The following is a 16017-nucleotide window of genomic DNA, read 5'->3' as shown; positions in this document are numbered from 1 at the left end:
AAGTTACTTTTAGCATAATCTCTTGACTTTGTTAACTATCGAAAATATACTTAGTTACATAAAGTAAGTTGATTATCAAAAATAACAAAAGGTGGTATAGTCAATGCCGACACACTTTCATAAAAAACCCAATATGTATGTTTCACACGTTCAGTTAAAAGTTTCAAATCTCGACCGATCTATTCATTATTATGAGTCAATCATCGGATTTAATGTGCTGGAGAGAACAAAGTCATCGGCAGTTCTAACTTTTGATGGCACATCAAGCTTGCTCTCATTGGAAGAAGTGCCGAATGCCCAACCATTGCGCCGTGGTCAAACAGGGCTTTATCACTTCGCGTTGCTGCTACCAACCCGAAGCGACCTAGGCAACTTTATTCAGCATACGATACAGCAAAATGTGCGGGTAGGTGCAGGTGATCATCATGTAAGTGAGGCATTTTACTTAAACGACCCAGATGGAAACGGTATTGAAGTTTACACGGATCGTCCTGAACAAGAATGGTTGTGGCAAGAGGATGGGATGGTCTACATGACAACGGAACAAGTTAATGTCCAATCGATTCTTCGTGACGCAAACGGTACTTGGAATGGTTTACCGAATGGAACGGTGATGGGACATATCCATTTATCCGTAGCCGACTTAGCGGAAAGCGAGAAATTTTATACGGAAGCTTTAGGCTATGAAATCGTGACTCGTTACGGAAATCAAGCATTATTCATCTCCACTGGAAAATACCATCATCACATCGGTTTAAATACGTGGGAGAGTTTAGACGGTACCCCCGTACCGGAAAATGGTGTTGGACTAAAGTCATTTACCATTGTGTTGGATAACGAAACGCAAGCTAATAAAATCAAAGATAACTTATCATCAATGGGCGCAAAACTAGAGCCGTTTGACGGAGCTCCAAAGTTTAGTGGCGCGCAAGCCTTCTCTACGGTTGATCCATCCGGCATCCGCATCGTTTTCACTTTCGACGGAGAATAAGTACTAGGTAACTTAGGAAGACACTATATTATTGTGTCTTTCCTTGGTTGCTTTTTTTATTTTTGCAGGAACATGTTATCTGGATAGTTCTAGTTCGAAGATGCACTTTCCTTTCAAGCATATGTGAGCTCTTTAACTGCAAAGCGCGCTTTGTGGCTGCTCTATTGGACGGCTTTTCTTCATTTTTCCAAAAGTTGTCTTTTGGCATGCTCTATTGGACAACTTTCCTTCGTTTCACCAAAAGTTGTCTCTTTGAACCGCTCTATTGGACAACTTTCCTTTTTTTCTCCAAAATTTGTCTTTTAGACCAGCTCTATTGGACAACTTTTCTGCGTTTCTCCAAAAGTTGTCTTTTTGGCATGCTCTATTGGACAACTTTTCTTCATTTCTCCAAAAGTTGTCTTTTAAACAAACTCTATTGGTCAACTTTCCTTCTCTTCTCCAAAAGTTGTCTTTTAGTCAAACTCTATTGGACAACTTTCCTTCACTTCTCCAAAATTTGTCTTTTAGACAGCTCTATTGGACAACTTTCCTTTTTTTCTCCAAAAGTTGTCTTTTAGTCAAACTCTATAGGACAACTTTCCTTCACTTCTCCAAAATTTGTCTTTTAGACAGCTCTATCGGACAACTTTCCTTCACTTCTCCAAAATTTGTCTTTTAGACCAACTCTATTGGACAACTTTTCTTCGATTCTCCAAAAGTTGTCTCTTTGAACCGCTCTATTGGACAATTTTCCTGCGCTTCTCCAAAAGTTGTCTTTTAGACCAACTCTATTGGACAACTTTTCTTCGATTCTCCAAAAGTTGTCTCTTTGAACCGCTCTATTGGACAATTTTCCTGCGCTTCTCCAAAAGTTGTCTTTTAGACCAACTCTATTGGACAACTTTTCTTCGATTCTCCAAAAGTTGTCTCTTTGAACCGCTCTATTGGACAATTTTCCTGCGCTTCTCCAAAAGTTGTCTTTTAGACCAACTCTATTGGACAACTTTTCTTCGATTCTCCAAAAGTTGTCTCTTTGAACCGCTCTATTGGACAATTTTCCTGCGCTTCTCCAAAAGTTGTCTTTTAGATCAACTCTATTGGACAACTTTTCTTCAATTCTTCAAAAATTGTAGCTTTAAACCGCTCTATTGGACAATTTTCCTGCGCTTCTCCAAAAGTTGTCTTTTTAAACAAACTCTATCGGACAACTTTCCCTCGCTTCTCCAAAAGTTGTCTTTTAGACCAGCTCTATTGGACAACTGTCCCTCACTTTCACTAGAAGGTGTCCTTGTAACCAGCCCTAGAAACATGTTTTCTTCACCGTGATTTCCCCATTCACGCCTTGCTCACTATATGTTCTTTATCCCCGGTGTTTTTATCAATTACTACAATATTCAATTTCAGTCAAAAGGCGAATTTTTTGTCAAATGTCTTCACGGTACAATAGAAAAAAAGGGGGATGAATGATGGATAAGCATTGGCCAGATCAATTGCAAGTAGTTCAAGTACGTGTTGCACGGCCTACTGATCAAATTGAAGAAGTGGAACGCTTTTACTGTGAAGGAATCGGTTTGGAGAAAATTGGCTCCTTTACTGGACATAGAGGGTATTCCGGATTATTAATAGGCTTGCCCGATGCAAGCTATCATCTCGAATTTACTCAACATATCGACGGCAGCCCTTGTCCAGCACCGTCCAAGGACAATTTACTTGTATTTTATATGCCGGATCGACAAACAATTGGACACATTGCACAAAGACTTAAGGAGATGGGCTATTCAGAAACTGCACCTGAAAATCCCTATTGGGAAGAAAAAGGGGTGACGATTGAAGACCCCGATGGCTGGCGAATTGTATTAATGAATACTAACGGGATTTAAAAATAAAATAAAGCTCCATCTGTGTAATGCACTACACAAATGGAGCTTTATTTTATTTTAAACCAGGAAAACTTTGCTGGCGAAGTGCTTCGTAAATGATGATGGCAGCCGTGTTCGACAAATTTAATGAACGGATATGCTCACTTTGCGGGATTCGCAAACATTTATCCCGTAATTCATAAGCAAATTCTTTGGGTAATCCTGTTGTTTCTTTTCCGAACATGAAATAGATATCTTTTTCTTTGTCGCTAAAGTCGTGGTTAGAATACGGTTCGTCGCTATAAGTCTCGATCAGGAAAAGCTCTCCATCTTTTGAATACTCTATGAAGTCTTCCAAACTGTCGTGATACACAATATTGACTGCATGCCAATAATCCAAACCCGCACGTTTTAGCATTTTATCATCCGTCGAAAAGCCCAGAGGCCGGATTAAATGCAATGATGTATTCGTACCCGCACAAGTGCGCGCAATGTTGCCCGTATTGGCCGGTATTTCTGGTTGATATAAAACAATATGCAATGGCAAATCTAAACACTTCCCTCTATTACTATATTTCATTACCTGGTTCGGCTTTGTATGCATTATCTCAACCATGTTGATCGAGAAATTAAGATATTAATAATTTAAGCCCTTTGTCGATTTCTCGAAGGACTTCCTCATCCTTTTCAACAGCCTTTGCCTTTCGCAAAGCTTCCTCGGCATGCGGCCCACCTATTTTTCCTATCGCCCATGCAGCTGTTCCACGCATAACGGGACGTTCATCTTTATTCATGATTGCGATTAAATCCGGTATTGCGGATTGTTCTTTAAAATGGGCTAAGGCAATGATGGCATTCCGCTGGATCGGCTTCTTCCCTCTCCATGAACCAGACATATAGCCGAATTTGGACTTGAACTCTTTGTTCGACATTTGAAGCAATGGCTGCAACAGAGGCTTCGCCAATTCGGGATCGGGTTTGAATTCATCGTGAATCCAATTGCTTTTCCCTTTATTTTTTGGGCATACTGTTTGGCACGTATCACAACCGTAGATGCGGTTCCCAAGCTCCTTTCGAAATTCATCCGGCAAAAAATCCTTCGTTTGCGTCAGGAAAGCTACACAACGTTGTGAATTCAATTGGCCGCCTTCGATTAAAGCGCCAGTTGGACAAACATCCAAACAAAGTCGGCACTCCCCACATTCATCTTCCATCGGTGTATCGGGTTTGAAGGGGATATTCGTAATCATTTCCCCAAGGTACACATACGAACCAAATTCCGGGGTAATGATGGAACAGTTTTTGCCGCTCCACCCTATGCCGGCCCGTTCTGCAACAGCACGATCCACAAGTTCTCCAGTGTCAACCATCGACTTCGTTTGAACATGTTGAACGCGTTCTCTCAACCACTCCTCAAGCAATTTCAAACGTTCACGCACAGCAACATGGTAGTCCACTCCCCATGAAGCTCGGGCAAAAATACCCCGACGTGCCCCCTTTTTCCCTGTTGGCGCATCTTCCATTTTCGAAGGATATGCAAGGGCGATGGAGATAATACTTTCGGCGCTATCCAAAAGGAGCAGGGGCTCTGTTCTTTTCTCAATATCCGATTCTTCAAATCCCGACTGATAGCCTAACTGTTGCTGCCGTTTCAATCGATTTTTCATTTCATGAAAAGGAGAGGCATGCGTAAAACCGATCTTATCAACACCGATGGATTTTGCATATTCAATTAGCTCTGATTGCAATTGTTCGATTTTCATCTTCGCATTCATCTCCTCTTTTTGGTAAAGTATAGTATATACGCTGATGTTGCGAAATTTATAAATGTAGGTGATTTGCTTGAACATCTCATTAAATAAAGAACTTCTACAAACGAACGACCAATTAAAAATCGGCATTATCCATTATACCAAAATAGTCGTATCAGAATCTCCTCAAATGATAAAAGGCCGTACACAACTTTATCAGGAAAACCTGTATTTGGAACTGGCGGAAAATCCCGTTACGCAAAGAGAAGGGATCGCTGAATGGCGCACTGTTTGGAAGTCATTTGGAGCAGATCCAAATCGCTATCGCCACTCAGCGGAAAGCTTAATGCGCCGCATTGCGAAACAAAACTATCTAGCACCTTTCCATTCGGCAGTTGATCTCAATAATTTTTTCTCCCTTCAATACGAGATTCCAATTGGCATCTATGATGTCGCCAAACTCTCAGGAGATATCGAAGTATCGTTAGGGGATGAACAAACTGGATACGAAGGGTTAAATGGCCGGTTCAACTCATTGAATAAAATCTTATACAGTAAAGATCAAGAGGGCGCATTTGGCAGCCCATTTGTTGATTCAGTTCGGACAGCAGTCACGGAAGAAACGTCGGAAGCAATTCAGATTTTCTATTTAAGGCCTTCCTTGGATGAATCGGAATGCAATCAGTTATTGCAAAGTGCAGGAAAAATGTTTACCCAAGTGAACGGCGGCGACTCCCAAAGCTTTTTACTAAACAAAAATAATCTAGCAATCTCGATAGAGGGGTGAATGTTATGAAAAAGATACCATTGGCAGAAGGGGTTAAGTTAAAGAGTATTTTAACGAAAAAAATACAGGAACTTATCAACGAAATCCATCAAGTTTCACATACTGTTGTGGAAAAAGGGCAAGAACCGAAATCATCTGGCAGAACAATCGCTGAAGTGGAGGCTGAATTAGCACAAGTACGCAAAGATTCCCGCATACTAGACAAGCTGATTTACCGTGCAAATATCGATAACTCGGTAACTTTCAAAGATGAGGAATTCGCGATTGTCGAAGCCATTGAACTCGCTTCCCAATTACGTGCTGAAGCCAGTTTATGCAAACATCTTGGGCAGTCCGAAAAAGAAACACTCTACCATAGTGCAAGCGATTCCATCATATTCTATAATGTGGCCCTGTTCGACCCAGCGGAATACCGCAAGCGTGCAATAGAACTAGAAAAAGAGGCACACCGATTATCCAATTCAATCAATGCCAAAAACTATCAGGTTGAAATTGAATTTGATGATTCAGCTTATGTTTAAACTCGGGGCGGTGAGACTCCAAACCGGGGCGTAATGTTGTCATCCGTTTTTTTTAAATACCATAGTCTGCAAACCGATTACCTGTAACCTGTTACCTTGTGACCAATAACTAATAACCAACCATAGTCAAAGTTACAAAACTCAATTACAGTAATCTTGAATATGACAGCATTTACGTTAGAAACCACGATTTTCGCTTTGGCGTAAATCGTGGTTTTCTACTAATCCGAACGGATTCTCTATATTTATTCAACCCCTGGTAAAATTCGCAGTACTTTTCCATCAGCATCCAATATTGCTTCAACCCCCAGCGGGATGGCAACATTCGGTTCGCAATGCCCGATCATGAATCCGGCAACAGCTGGTTTCCCCAATGGTTTTAGATACTCTTCAAAAAGTGCCCATACATCTTCCAATGTCCCACCATTGATATCGGTGAAGTGTCCGATAACAAAGCCGGCTGCCTCCTCCAATTTTCTTGAAAGCCGCAGCTGATTTAGCATGCTATCAATATTTTCCAGGGACTCTCCAATATCCTCCAACAACAGAATTTTACCGTTTGCATCAAATTCAAACTTCGTTCCTAACGTATTCACTAAACGAGTGAGATTTCCACCTGTTATTTCCCCACGCACATTACCGGGTACTAACGTTTGCAGAGGCGTCAAACTCTCGTCATACTGGATTTCAAAAGGTGTAAAAAGCTGCTGGAACATTCTTTTCGAAAGGTCCGAAAGCTCGTTCGCCCCTACAGAAGATAGCATTGGTCCATGGAATGTAACGATATCTGCATATTCGGCAAAGGCTGTATGAAAGCACGTTACATCGGAAAAGCCCCAAAAAACTTTTGGATTTTCAGACAGCAATTGATAATCAATACGGTCAAGGATGCGGGCTGCTCCATAACCACCCCTTAAGTTAAAAATTGCTTTTACCTTTGAGTCTTGAATCATATTGTGTAGGTCATTTAATCGTTCATCATCTGTCCCTGCCAAATACTTCCCTGTTAGCCCTACTGTTTCCCCAAACTTCACCTTTAGTCCGAGCTCTTCCAGAAGGGCTAGTTTTGCAGGCAAATATTCCATGGAAAATGGTCCGCCTAAAGCGACCACCCCCACTGTATCTCCCTCCATTAATCGCTTTGGTCTAATTTTCATAATAACTTCCTCCTGACAAGATTTATATGAAGAACATGCTATGAACTATCCTACTACAAACTCGCTTAAATTATTTATAAAAAAGATGTTTATAGTTTTAAAAAGAGGGTAAGAGAAAATAATGCTGGCAGTTGCAATATGAAAATATAGTAAATTGCTTGTTTTTTACTCTATTCTCTTTAAAACATGCAATATTTGTATTAATATAAATAAATAAACACTAATTGGAAAAGGTAGGAAACGGAATGAAAAGTAAAACTAAACTGGGCATACGTTCGAAAATTACCTTTGGCTATGTAATTATTGTTCTAGCTTTAATCGTTTCGGCCCTTTATTTAAATACCCAGATTCGATCATTGCAAGAAGATCGAAACCAAATTATTAAGTATGACTCCCAAATTCTTACACTTTCGAATAATATTGAAAAAAGTTTATTGGAAATGCAAGCCGGTAAACGGGCATTTATTATTACAGGTGATGAGCGATATTTGGAAAGGTATTATAAGGCAACAGAGGAATGGGAACAAGACTATGATACATTATATACTCTATTAAAAGGAAATTCTGAACAGCTCGAAAGATTGTCTACCATTAAATCTACCATCAATCATTGGATTGCTACTTCAGGAGACCCCGTGATTGATATGAAACGCGAAGGAAGAACAGAGGAACTCAACGATCACTTTACTACCGACGAAGGCCGTACCGACATCGCTATAATGGAACAGCAGTTTGAGGAATTCAGAATTGCAGAAAGTGAAGCCATCCTGGCTAATACTTCCCACTTGGATGAACGGAATAACAAGATTACTATTGCTCTTACCGTATTTCTCATAATTGTAACGTTAACTGCCATCACATCCGCCACAGCCGTGTCAAACTCCATTATCAAGACGGTGCGTAGTGTTACTAATTCAATACATAGAATTAATTCTTCCGAAGGAGATTATGGGGAACGTATCAAAGTAAACACAAATGATGAAATTAAAGAGTTGGCAATTGCGACAAATGAATTATTGGATACGATGGAAAATCGGGAATGGCTGCAAACTAACCTTGCCAAACTTATGGCGAAATACCAAGGAATTTCCTCAATAAATAAACTTTCGGAAATTTTCCTTTCAGAAATAACGAAAAGTACAAGGGCTACATATGGTGCTTTTTATGTGGCAAATAAGAATCTTGACGAAACTGAGTACATGAAAACAGCTTCATTTTCTAGTTCCAGTCAAGAAATAGGTCGAGATTCGTTCAAACTTGGTGAAGGGTTAATTGGACAAGTAGCCGTGAGACAGGAAGTTTTCCATTCCAGCAACGTACCGAAAGATTACAAGCTGATCCAAACCGGTCTCGGAGAAACTCCACCGAAAAGTATTTTAATCGTACCAGTCAAATTTGAAGATAAGATTATTGCAGTAATCGAACTTGCTTCTATTGAAGAGTTCGAAACGTTGGAAATCGAACTGGTTGAAAAAGTAGTGGAATCGTTCGGATTAACCGTAAATAGTATCCTGGATCGTATAGAGATCGTTCGATTATTGAATGAATCAAGGGCAATGACTGAAGAACTGCAAGCCCAATCCGAAGAATTGCAGTCCCAATCCGAGGAATTGCAATCTCAGTCCGAAGAATTGCAAATGCAAACAGAAGAGTTAACGATTATTAATGAACAGCTGGAGGAAAGAACGAAAGATGCCGAAGCAAAAACAAGAGAATTGGAAATTGCAAAGAAAGAGCTCGAAGCAACTGCAGGCCAACTGATTTTAAGCTCAAACTACAAATCCGAATTTCTTGCCAATATGTCGCACGAATTGCGTACACCTCTTAATAGCATCTTGATCTTATCCGAAATGCTTGGTGAGAATGGCAACAACAACTTAACCGAAGAGCAGGCTGAATTTGCCAAAGTCATCCATTCTTCAGGTCAGGATTTACTTGCATTGATAAATGATATTTTGGATTTATCCAAGGTTGAAGCCGGAAAATTGGATATACTTTTTGGGGAAGTCAATATGGATGAGCTTCCACATTTATTGGAGCAAACCTTCACTCCTATTGCGAAACAAAAAGATTTGGAGTTTAAAATTGTTAAATCTTCTGATGTGGAGGATATTTTCCATACAGATGAAAAACGCTTTAATCAAATTCTAAAAAATCTTCTATCCAATGCGTTTAAATTTACTGAAGAAGGTTCTGTTACATTAGCTATAAATAAATTAAATGAACATCAGCTTTCAGTGGACATGCAGCAATTAAGCCAAAATTGGCTGGAAATCGCCATTACCGATACCGGCATTGGCATATCGAAGGATAAGCATCAGTTAATCTTCGAATCATTCCAACAAGCAGATGGTGCAACTGTTCGTAAATACGGGGGTACAGGGCTCGGATTGTCCATCAGCAAAGAGTTCTCGAAACTGCTTGGCGGCTGGATTGAACTTCAAAGTGAAGAAGGTAAAGGAAGTACATTTACTTTAATCCTTCCTAGCTTGCCAAACGGCATTAGTGAAGAATGTTTACAAGAAATAAACAAAGATCCAGCAGAAGTTGGACATGAAGAAGTGGCGGCGACCCAAATTATCGAGGAAATCCCACCACACGCTGAAATAAAGGAACTGGAAGAACTTGACTCCATTACAAACCTCCCTTCCTTGAATACAGAAAGTGATATCTTTGAAGGGAAAAATGTGCTGATTGTGGATGATGATAATCGAAATATATTCGCACTTAAAACCGCACTCGAACACAATGGCATCAATATATTGGTTGCCAAGCACGGACTGGAATGCATAGAGATAATGAAATCAAATAACGAAATAGACCTAGTATTGATGGATATTATGATGCCTGTTATGGATGGATATGAGACCATGACCCGCATTCGGGAGGACTTGCGAATGACTGAAATCCCGATTATCGCAATAACTGCAAAGGCTATGAAAACCGACCGGGATAAGTGTATCGAGGCCGGTGCGTCGGATTACATCAGTAAGCCGATAAACTTGGAACAATTATTCTCTGTTCTGCGTGTTTGGTTAGTTTCCCAGGGGAGTATGAATAACGATGACGCAACGGTCTGATTTTGATTCTAAACTTGAATTAAGTAATGAGTATACTGATTTGGAAATTGATTTATTGTTAAAAGCTGTTTTTCGATTATCCGGTTATGATTTCCGTTTATACAACAGGTCTTCCATTACACGAAGAATCGAAAACCGTATGCGCATAAGTAACCTTGCAACCATCACCGAGTTAACAAATAGTATTATTCACAACAAAGACTATCTACATCAAATTTTGAATGATTTCTCGATTAACGTGACTGAAATGTTTCGGAATCCATCTTTCTTCAAAGCATTTAGAGAGGAAGTAATTCCAAAACTCCGGGACTTTCCAGAAATACGTATTTGGCATGCAGGATGTGCGACCGGCGAAGAAGTATTTTCTATGGCGATATTGATGGAAGAAGAAGGCTTAATGGATAAAACCGTGATTTATGCAACCGATATGAATGAGGATGTACTTGAAAAAGCAAAAAACGGTGTTTTCCCTATCCATAAAATGCAAGCCTATACGAAAAATTATCAGCTTGCCGGAGGAAAGGAATCCTTTTCCCAATATTATAAAACAGATCGGCAATATGCTTATTTTCATAAGAGCTTACTTGAAAATATCATCTTTGCACAACACAATTTAGTCACTGATCAGTCATTTAATGAATTTCATATTATTATTTGCCGGAATGTTTTAATTTACTTTACCCAAAGGCTGCAAAACCAAGTACATCATTTATTCTATGAAAGCTTGATGAACGGAGGCTTTCTTGGTCTTGGCGATAAGGAAACACTCCGCTTTATCGATATAGTGTCAAGCTATAATGAAGTAAACGATAGTGAACGTATTTATCAAAAAAAGTAGAAAAAAACGGATACCCCTAAAAGTGGGTATCCGTTTTTTCATTCGCTTGGACTTTCAAAAGTACAAGACACATATCATCTGGTTGATTTGTTTGATTTTCCTTTGGCAATAGCTCATCCAAAAGCAACTGTGAAGTGCTCCATTTTCGCTCTGATAGAGTCCTGATGCGCTCCTCCGCCTCAAACTCATCCGGTGTAATGGCTTCAAGTAAACCGTCTGTAAATAAAATAATTTGAGCTTCTTTTTGATAGTGTATGATTTGTTTTTCTACTTTGATTTCCTCAAAAAACCCAATCGCGCAGCTACCTTGATTTAAGGGCACAATATGTTCTTCATCGATAGTTACATATCCATGAGGATGCCCGGCATTTACATATTCGATTGTCTTCATTTCGGTATCGATCACTAAATAGATCGCCGTAAAATAGTATGGGATGGATTCTTTTTCATTATGTAATTGCGCCATATAACGATTGAGTTCATTAACAACATCGACCGGGTCTACAATTTGTTTGATTGCTTCCCTTAATACAGAGGAAATAAACATACATAACAGCGACGCTGATATACCATGGCCCATCATATCCAATAGAATAACTGCATACCGATGATCGTTTATTTTGTGCCAATAATACATATCCCCCGCCAAATTGAATGAAGGCAAATAGGATACCTCCACTTGGATATTCTTTTCTTTTATAGGTGGACTGAGTAGACTTCTTTGAACATTTGTTGCAAGGTCCAGCTCATATTGGATCTTTTTTTCGTGTTGCGTATGCCAGTCCAATTCCGCCTTCAAGCGTAATGCTACGCGAATCCGCGCCAATAGCTCCACTTTATCGATTGGCTTTGTTATATAATCCATTCCACCTATATCAAGTGCTTCCGCTAATTTATTTTTATCATCCAACGCTGTCACAAAAATGATCGGGATGTCTTTGTAGCGTTCATTGGCTTTAATAACTCTACATGCCTCCAACCCATCGATTTCAGGCATCATAATATCCAGCAATATTAAATCCACATGTTTTGAAAATGAATTTGAAGCCTCAAGCTGAAGGTAATCAAAAAGTTCCTTTGCCGAGGTTAAGGAAACGCAATCATTATAGCCTTCGCTATTTAATATTTTTTCTATAACAAACAAATTTACTTTATTATCGTCTACTAGAAGAATTGTCACTTTTCTTTCCCCTATTCAAGTTATATTAGTTAAATATAAATTCATCTATTAATAATAGTTTTACAGAATCCAATTTTTTAATCTAGCATTACACTCTTATTTCTTTATTATTTTATGTACTTTCTGATAGGTTGGCATACACTAAAATGTCTTACTCATATCCTATTTCCCTATTTCTCATAAAAAAAACCACTTCAACTATAAAAAATGTCGAAGTAGTTTAGAATGTATATTTTGTCGTGTATCCTATAATTACAGGTAGTAGAAATTAACTGAATTTTACTCTTTGTTCCCTTTATTTCCTTGGTTTCCTTGGTTTCCTTGGTTTCCTTGGTTTCCTTTTTCTTGCAATTTATTTTGGGCATGTTGCTGTTTTGTCTCTTGTTTATGCTCCTGCTGCTGTTGCTTTACCGCCTGTTGTTCAGCTGGCTGTTGTTGTTTTTGGACACGGTTTTGCTCAGCTTCAGCTTGTTTTTGTTCAGCCTTCAATGCCTTTTCTGCAGCTTTTTCCTGCTGTTTGACCGCCTGCTCAGTCTTAGGTTGTTCATTCTTCTTCACATGTTCTGCTTGTTTTGTTGTTGGTGATTGAGCCTGTTTAGCATCGGCCTTTTGAGATTGTTCCGCTTCAGCTTTTTTAACTGGAGCAGCTGAAGTTTTTTGTTTTGCGTTCACAACATCCGGAATTTCAGAAGGTGTCTTACTTTTCGCTTCTTCCTCAACAATCGTTTTATTACCTACATTTTCATTAGTAGTGGCGGAATCCATACTTGGTTCCTCATTCTCTACTGTTTTTATTGCTTCATGAACTTCTACCGTTTCCACTTGCATTTCTTTTCGTTTCTTTTCTGATTGTGCCAATTTTTTTGCAACTTTTTTGTCCAGCTTTTCTTGTGCTTTCTCAATATTTTTGGAGATCGCTTCTTTTGCTGTTGGGTTGCTCACCTTTTCAAGTACTGCTTGAAGAGCGAGGATATTGGCAGAAAATTTAGCAATCAGTGCAGCACGTTCTGAGTCTTCTTCCTTCGATCCTTCTTCATTTCCCTCAGCTTCATCTAGAGTATCTTCTTGGTCTGTTCCTTCTGTTTCTGTTGCATCAGTAGGAACTTCCGCTTCAACTTCTTCTGAAGACTTGGCATCTTCCACTTGATCAAGTGCTAAAATCTGTTGTTCAATTGCCTTTTCCAAAGCTTCCTTTGCTAACTCCTCTTCACCTGCAGCATATAATGCTTGGGCTTCCGCTAGTCGTTCTTCAGTTAAAGATAATAACAAGGTTGCCTCTTTTTGATCATCAAAAGTTAGTGCCAGCTTCATATTTTCAGAAAACTGTTTTAGGAAATAAAAAAAGTCGCCTGGTAATAAAGACGGCTCGTATTCAACTGTCTCCTCATCAACCTGCTCTTTGCCTGTTGCCTCAGTTTCCTGTTCATCGGAAGGATTTGCCATAGTCGATTCCTCTAGGATGACTTCACTATCCTCATTTGCCGGAACTGTTTCTAGCTCTTCATTAATGGATTGTTGCTCATTCACAACAGTTTCATTTTCATTAGTAACTTCCTGTTGAATTATTTCTTGTCCCTCTTCTAGGGTTGGCTCATCGGCAAACACTTGCGTTGAACCTATAGCCAAAGTTGCGGCTACTACACTTGTAGCAAATACATTTTTCATTTTTCCATTTAATATAGACATTAAAGTCCCTCCCATTTTCTTGGAAGAAAATAGAACTACTCCTTAATAAGGGTAGATTCTGTCTTCTTCATTTGGTAGCCCAGCCATCATAGTTAACCCTTAGATCTGTAACTTTGCGTCTCTATCTTTCAATAGATTTGCCTTTTTCAAATGAGGAACAAATTTATCGTTCTTATCATTTCTTTTAATATAGTTTATATTCTACAAAAAAACTATATATAATATTTACCAATAGTTTTTATTCTCGCCCTTAAGACAATGTATGTGGCTGTAAACTTTCCTACCTTACGCTCAGGGAAGTTGACTTACCAACTCTTATGAATGATTCTTTGCCTTTTAAGATTTATATAAATGCACATACCACTTTTATGGTAAAATCATTAAGTTGTCTTAAATTTATCTAGATTAGTAGGATTGGTATTTTATATGAAAAATCGAAAATTAAAACTCACTACTTTGTTAATGACACTTATTATAGCCTCCGTGCTATCAACCTCTTGTATTTTACTGTTCGCATCCTACCACCATGAAAAGAAATCACTAACCGATACATACTTATCTTTAAATTCATCAAAATCACAGAAGCTGAGCAGCACGGTAGACTCCTTGTTTAAATCCATGAGGATAAGTTTGCAGGAAACAACAAAGTTTCTTTCTAATAATCCCGATTTGACAGATGAAGAGATTCAGGAGCACCTGGAACTACTTCGGAATAATAGTCGATATTTCAATTCTTTAACATGGATAGATGAAACCGGCTTGGTTCGGGATATAGCACCAATCAGTGTAGGCATTAAGGGGAACTTTGTAGCAGGAATTACAAAAGAAGTAGTTGATGCAAAAAAACCGATGCTTACAAAGCCATACATGGCATCGACAGGTCGCATGATTGTATTGATGAGTGAACCTCTTTACGATAGTGAGGGAAATTACAGGGGCATCATTGGCGGCTCCATCTACTTACACGAAAAAAATGTCCTTAATGAAATTTTAGGTAACGATATCATCGATCAGAACGGTTCCTACTACTATGTAGTCGGGCCAGACGGTGTTTTATTATTTCATCCCAAAACAAATCGTATCGGTGATGGAGTAAAAGGCAATCCAATCATACCCAAACTTGTACAAGGACAAAGCGGCAGGGAGCGGATCTTCAATTCAGAAGGCGTTGAAATGTTGGCAGCATATAATTACCTTTCAGAGATGGGTTGGGGGGTTGTACAGCAGACACCTGTTTCGTATGTGGATGGACAGCTCAAAGAACATATACAAAATCTTCTCTTGATCTTCCTGTTCCCTTTTATCATTTTACTAATGGTTTCTTTAAATTTCGCCAGAAAGCTTGCCAAACCATTCATTGACTTGGCTGATGTGGTGAACCAATTTGGTACCGATGCGAGGATTAAACCCCCTGTTTTTAATTCACACTGGAACCGGGAAGCGGATCTTTTAACGAAAAGCTTGATTATTGCCATTGAGGCTGTCGAAAATAACAACAACTTACTGAAAGAAGAAGCGATGACAGATGCACTGACAGGCCTGTCAAATCGAAAAAAGCTAAATAAATCGATGTCCCGCTTAGCAGAGGATAGACAACTATTTTCTTTGATAGCCATCGATATTGATCGATTCAAATTGATTAATGATAATTATGGCCATCAAATGGGAGATAAGGTTTTAAAATTTTTAGCAAGAACCGTTCAATCCAACATGAGGGCGGGCGATGGATTTTATCGTTTTGGTGGAGAAGAATTTATTCTATTGTTGCCGGATACAAAGTCCAAAGAAGCCTACTTGATTGCGGAAAACATGCGTACGACAATAGCAAATACAATTAGTCCTGTGGGCAAACCCATCACCATTTCACTAGGGATATCAGAATTTCCTTTACACTCCAACACTATAGAAAATCTATTTTTATTTGCCGACAGAGCCCTGTACCAATCAAAGGAAAATGGAAGAAACCAAACGACAGTATGGGTACAGGACTAGTAACAAATATTAAAAAACGGTTCCGACTATCAGAACCGTTTTTTTTATTTCTACTGTAAGGGAGATAGCGGTTTTGAATCGGCATCATTTTTTATGATTAGTACTAACCCAAACTTTTAACATGAAAGCCTATTATTCATAAACGGTAAAAAAGCAGCCACGTATAGTGATTGCCTCAGACTGTTGACAAACG

12 protein-coding genes and 1 riboswitch are annotated in these 16017 nt (G+C 39.0%); of the genes, 7 read left to right on the top strand and 5 right to left on the bottom strand.

Annotated features, from left to right (window positions below):
* Positions 1-103 precede the first annotated feature (103 nt).
* Together CD33_RS09075 and CD33_RS09060 are read left to right on the top strand one after the other, a co-directional pair.
* Positions 104-991, top strand: a complete 888-nt coding sequence (locus tag CD33_RS09075; protein WP_036200237.1) for a VOC family protein — start codon at positions 104-106, stop codon at positions 989-991.
* Positions 992-2439: 1448 nt separating this feature from the next.
* Entirely contained in the window at positions 2440-2853 is a 414-nt protein-coding gene (locus tag CD33_RS09060; RefSeq protein ID WP_176400091.1) for a VOC family protein, read from the top strand.
* Positions 2854-2905: 52 nt separating this feature from the next.
* Here CD33_RS09060 and trmL read toward each other — a convergent pair whose 3' ends face one another.
* A complete protein-coding gene (trmL, locus tag CD33_RS09055; protein WP_036200233.1) occupies positions 2906-3379 on the bottom strand; it encodes a tRNA (uridine(34)/cytosine(34)/5-carboxymethylaminomethyluridine(34)-2'-O)-methyltransferase TrmL in 474 nt (157 codons plus the stop codon).
* Positions 3380-3461: 82 nt separating this feature from the next.
* Positions 3462-4595 carry a tRNA epoxyqueuosine(34) reductase QueG gene (queG, locus tag CD33_RS09050; RefSeq protein ID WP_036200232.1) on the bottom strand — a complete coding sequence of 378 codons (1134 nt, stop codon included), beginning with the start codon at positions 4593-4595 and terminating at the stop codon, positions 3462-3464.
* Positions 4596-4674: 79 nt separating this feature from the next.
* On the opposite strand from queG, the gene CD33_RS09045 reads away from it, so the two are divergent.
* Together CD33_RS09045 and CD33_RS09040 are read left to right on the top strand one after the other, a co-directional pair.
* On the top strand, positions 4675-5370 hold the full coding sequence (locus CD33_RS09045; RefSeq protein WP_036200231.1) for a B3/B4 domain-containing protein: 696 nt from the start codon (positions 4675-4677) through the stop codon (positions 5368-5370).
* Positions 5371-5375: 5 nt separating this feature from the next.
* Positions 5376-5891: a DIP1984 family protein gene (locus tag CD33_RS09040; protein WP_036200230.1), complete on the top strand. Its 516-nt coding sequence runs from the start codon at positions 5376-5378 to the stop codon at positions 5889-5891.
* A 245-nt stretch (positions 5892-6136) separates the two neighbouring features.
* Here the strand turns inward: CD33_RS09040 and CD33_RS09035 are convergent, their stop codons facing one another.
* Positions 6137-7048: a S66 peptidase family protein gene (locus CD33_RS09035; protein WP_036200229.1), complete on the bottom strand. Its 912-nt coding sequence runs from the start codon at positions 7046-7048 to the stop codon at positions 6137-6139.
* Positions 7049-7293: 245 nt separating this feature from the next.
* Between CD33_RS09035 and CD33_RS09030 the strand changes: the two genes are divergently transcribed.
* Together CD33_RS09030 and CD33_RS09025 are read left to right on the top strand one after the other, a co-directional pair.
* Positions 7294-10128, top strand: a complete 2835-nt coding sequence (locus CD33_RS09030; protein WP_036200228.1) for a response regulator — start codon at positions 7294-7296, stop codon at positions 10126-10128.
* Entirely contained in the window at positions 10112-10966 is an 855-nt protein-coding gene (locus tag CD33_RS09025; RefSeq protein WP_036200227.1) for a CheR family methyltransferase, read from the top strand. Before CD33_RS09030 ends, CD33_RS09025 begins: the two co-directional genes overlap by 17 nt.
* Positions 10967-10982: 16 nt before the next feature.
* Here the strand turns inward: CD33_RS09025 and CD33_RS09020 are convergent, their stop codons facing one another.
* Positions 10983-12146 (bottom strand): SpoIIE family protein phosphatase, encoded by a 1164-nt coding sequence (locus tag CD33_RS09020; protein WP_036200225.1) that lies wholly within the window; start codon positions 12144-12146, stop codon positions 10983-10985.
* Positions 12147-12425: 279 nt separating this feature from the next.
* Positions 12426-13832: a DUF5667 domain-containing protein gene (locus tag CD33_RS19450; RefSeq protein ID WP_052130150.1), complete on the bottom strand. Its 1407-nt coding sequence runs from the start codon at positions 13830-13832 to the stop codon at positions 12426-12428.
* 70 nt (positions 13833-13902) lie between these two features.
* Positions 13903-13984: riboswitch (cyclic di-GMP riboswitch) on the bottom strand.
* A 274-nt stretch (positions 13985-14258) separates the two neighbouring features.
* Between CD33_RS19450 and CD33_RS09010 the strand changes: the two genes are divergently transcribed.
* On the top strand, positions 14259-15824 hold the full coding sequence (locus tag CD33_RS09010) for a sensor domain-containing diguanylate cyclase (protein WP_036200223.1): 1566 nt from the start codon (positions 14259-14261) through the stop codon (positions 15822-15824).
* The last annotated feature ends 193 nt before the right edge of the window (positions 15825-16017 follow it).

It is taken from the genome of Ureibacillus sinduriensis BLB-1 = JCM 15800 (assembly GCF_000772955.1).
GTDB classification, from domain to species: Bacteria; Bacillota; Bacilli; order Bacillales_A; family Planococcaceae; genus Ureibacillus; species Ureibacillus sinduriensis.
The sequence above is the reverse complement of the archived record's forward strand: the minus strand, read 5'-3'. Positions and strand labels throughout refer to the sequence as shown.

What these genes read in the sequence shown, in the direction of transcription:
- CD33_RS09030 (WP_036200228.1), top strand. Translation starts at nt 7,294, where the DNA reads ATGAAAAGTAAAACTAAACTGGGCATACGTTCGAAAATTACCTTTGGC.
- CD33_RS09025 (WP_036200227.1), top strand. Translation starts at nt 10,112, where the DNA reads ATGACGCAACGGTCTGATTTTGATTCTAAACTTGAATTAAGTAATGAG.
- CD33_RS19450 (WP_052130150.1), bottom strand. Translation starts at nt 13,832, where the DNA reads ATGTCTATATTAAATGGAAAAATGAAAAATGTATTTGCTACAAGTGTA.
- CD33_RS09010 (WP_036200223.1), top strand. Translation starts at nt 14,259, where the DNA reads ATGAAAAATCGAAAATTAAAACTCACTACTTTGTTAATGACACTTATT.
- CD33_RS09035 (WP_036200229.1), bottom strand. Translation starts at nt 7,048, where the DNA reads ATGAAAATTAGACCAAAGCGATTAATGGAGGGAGATACAGTGGGGGTG.
- CD33_RS09075 (WP_036200237.1), top strand. Translation starts at nt 104, where the DNA reads ATGCCGACACACTTTCATAAAAAACCCAATATGTATGTTTCACACGTT.
- queG (WP_036200232.1), bottom strand. Translation starts at nt 4,595, where the DNA reads ATGAAAATCGAACAATTGCAATCAGAGCTAATTGAATATGCAAAATCC.
- CD33_RS09040 (WP_036200230.1), top strand. Translation starts at nt 5,376, where the DNA reads ATGAAAAAGATACCATTGGCAGAAGGGGTTAAGTTAAAGAGTATTTTA.
- CD33_RS09060 (WP_176400091.1), top strand. Translation starts at nt 2,440, where the DNA reads ATGGATAAGCATTGGCCAGATCAATTGCAAGTAGTTCAAGTACGTGTT.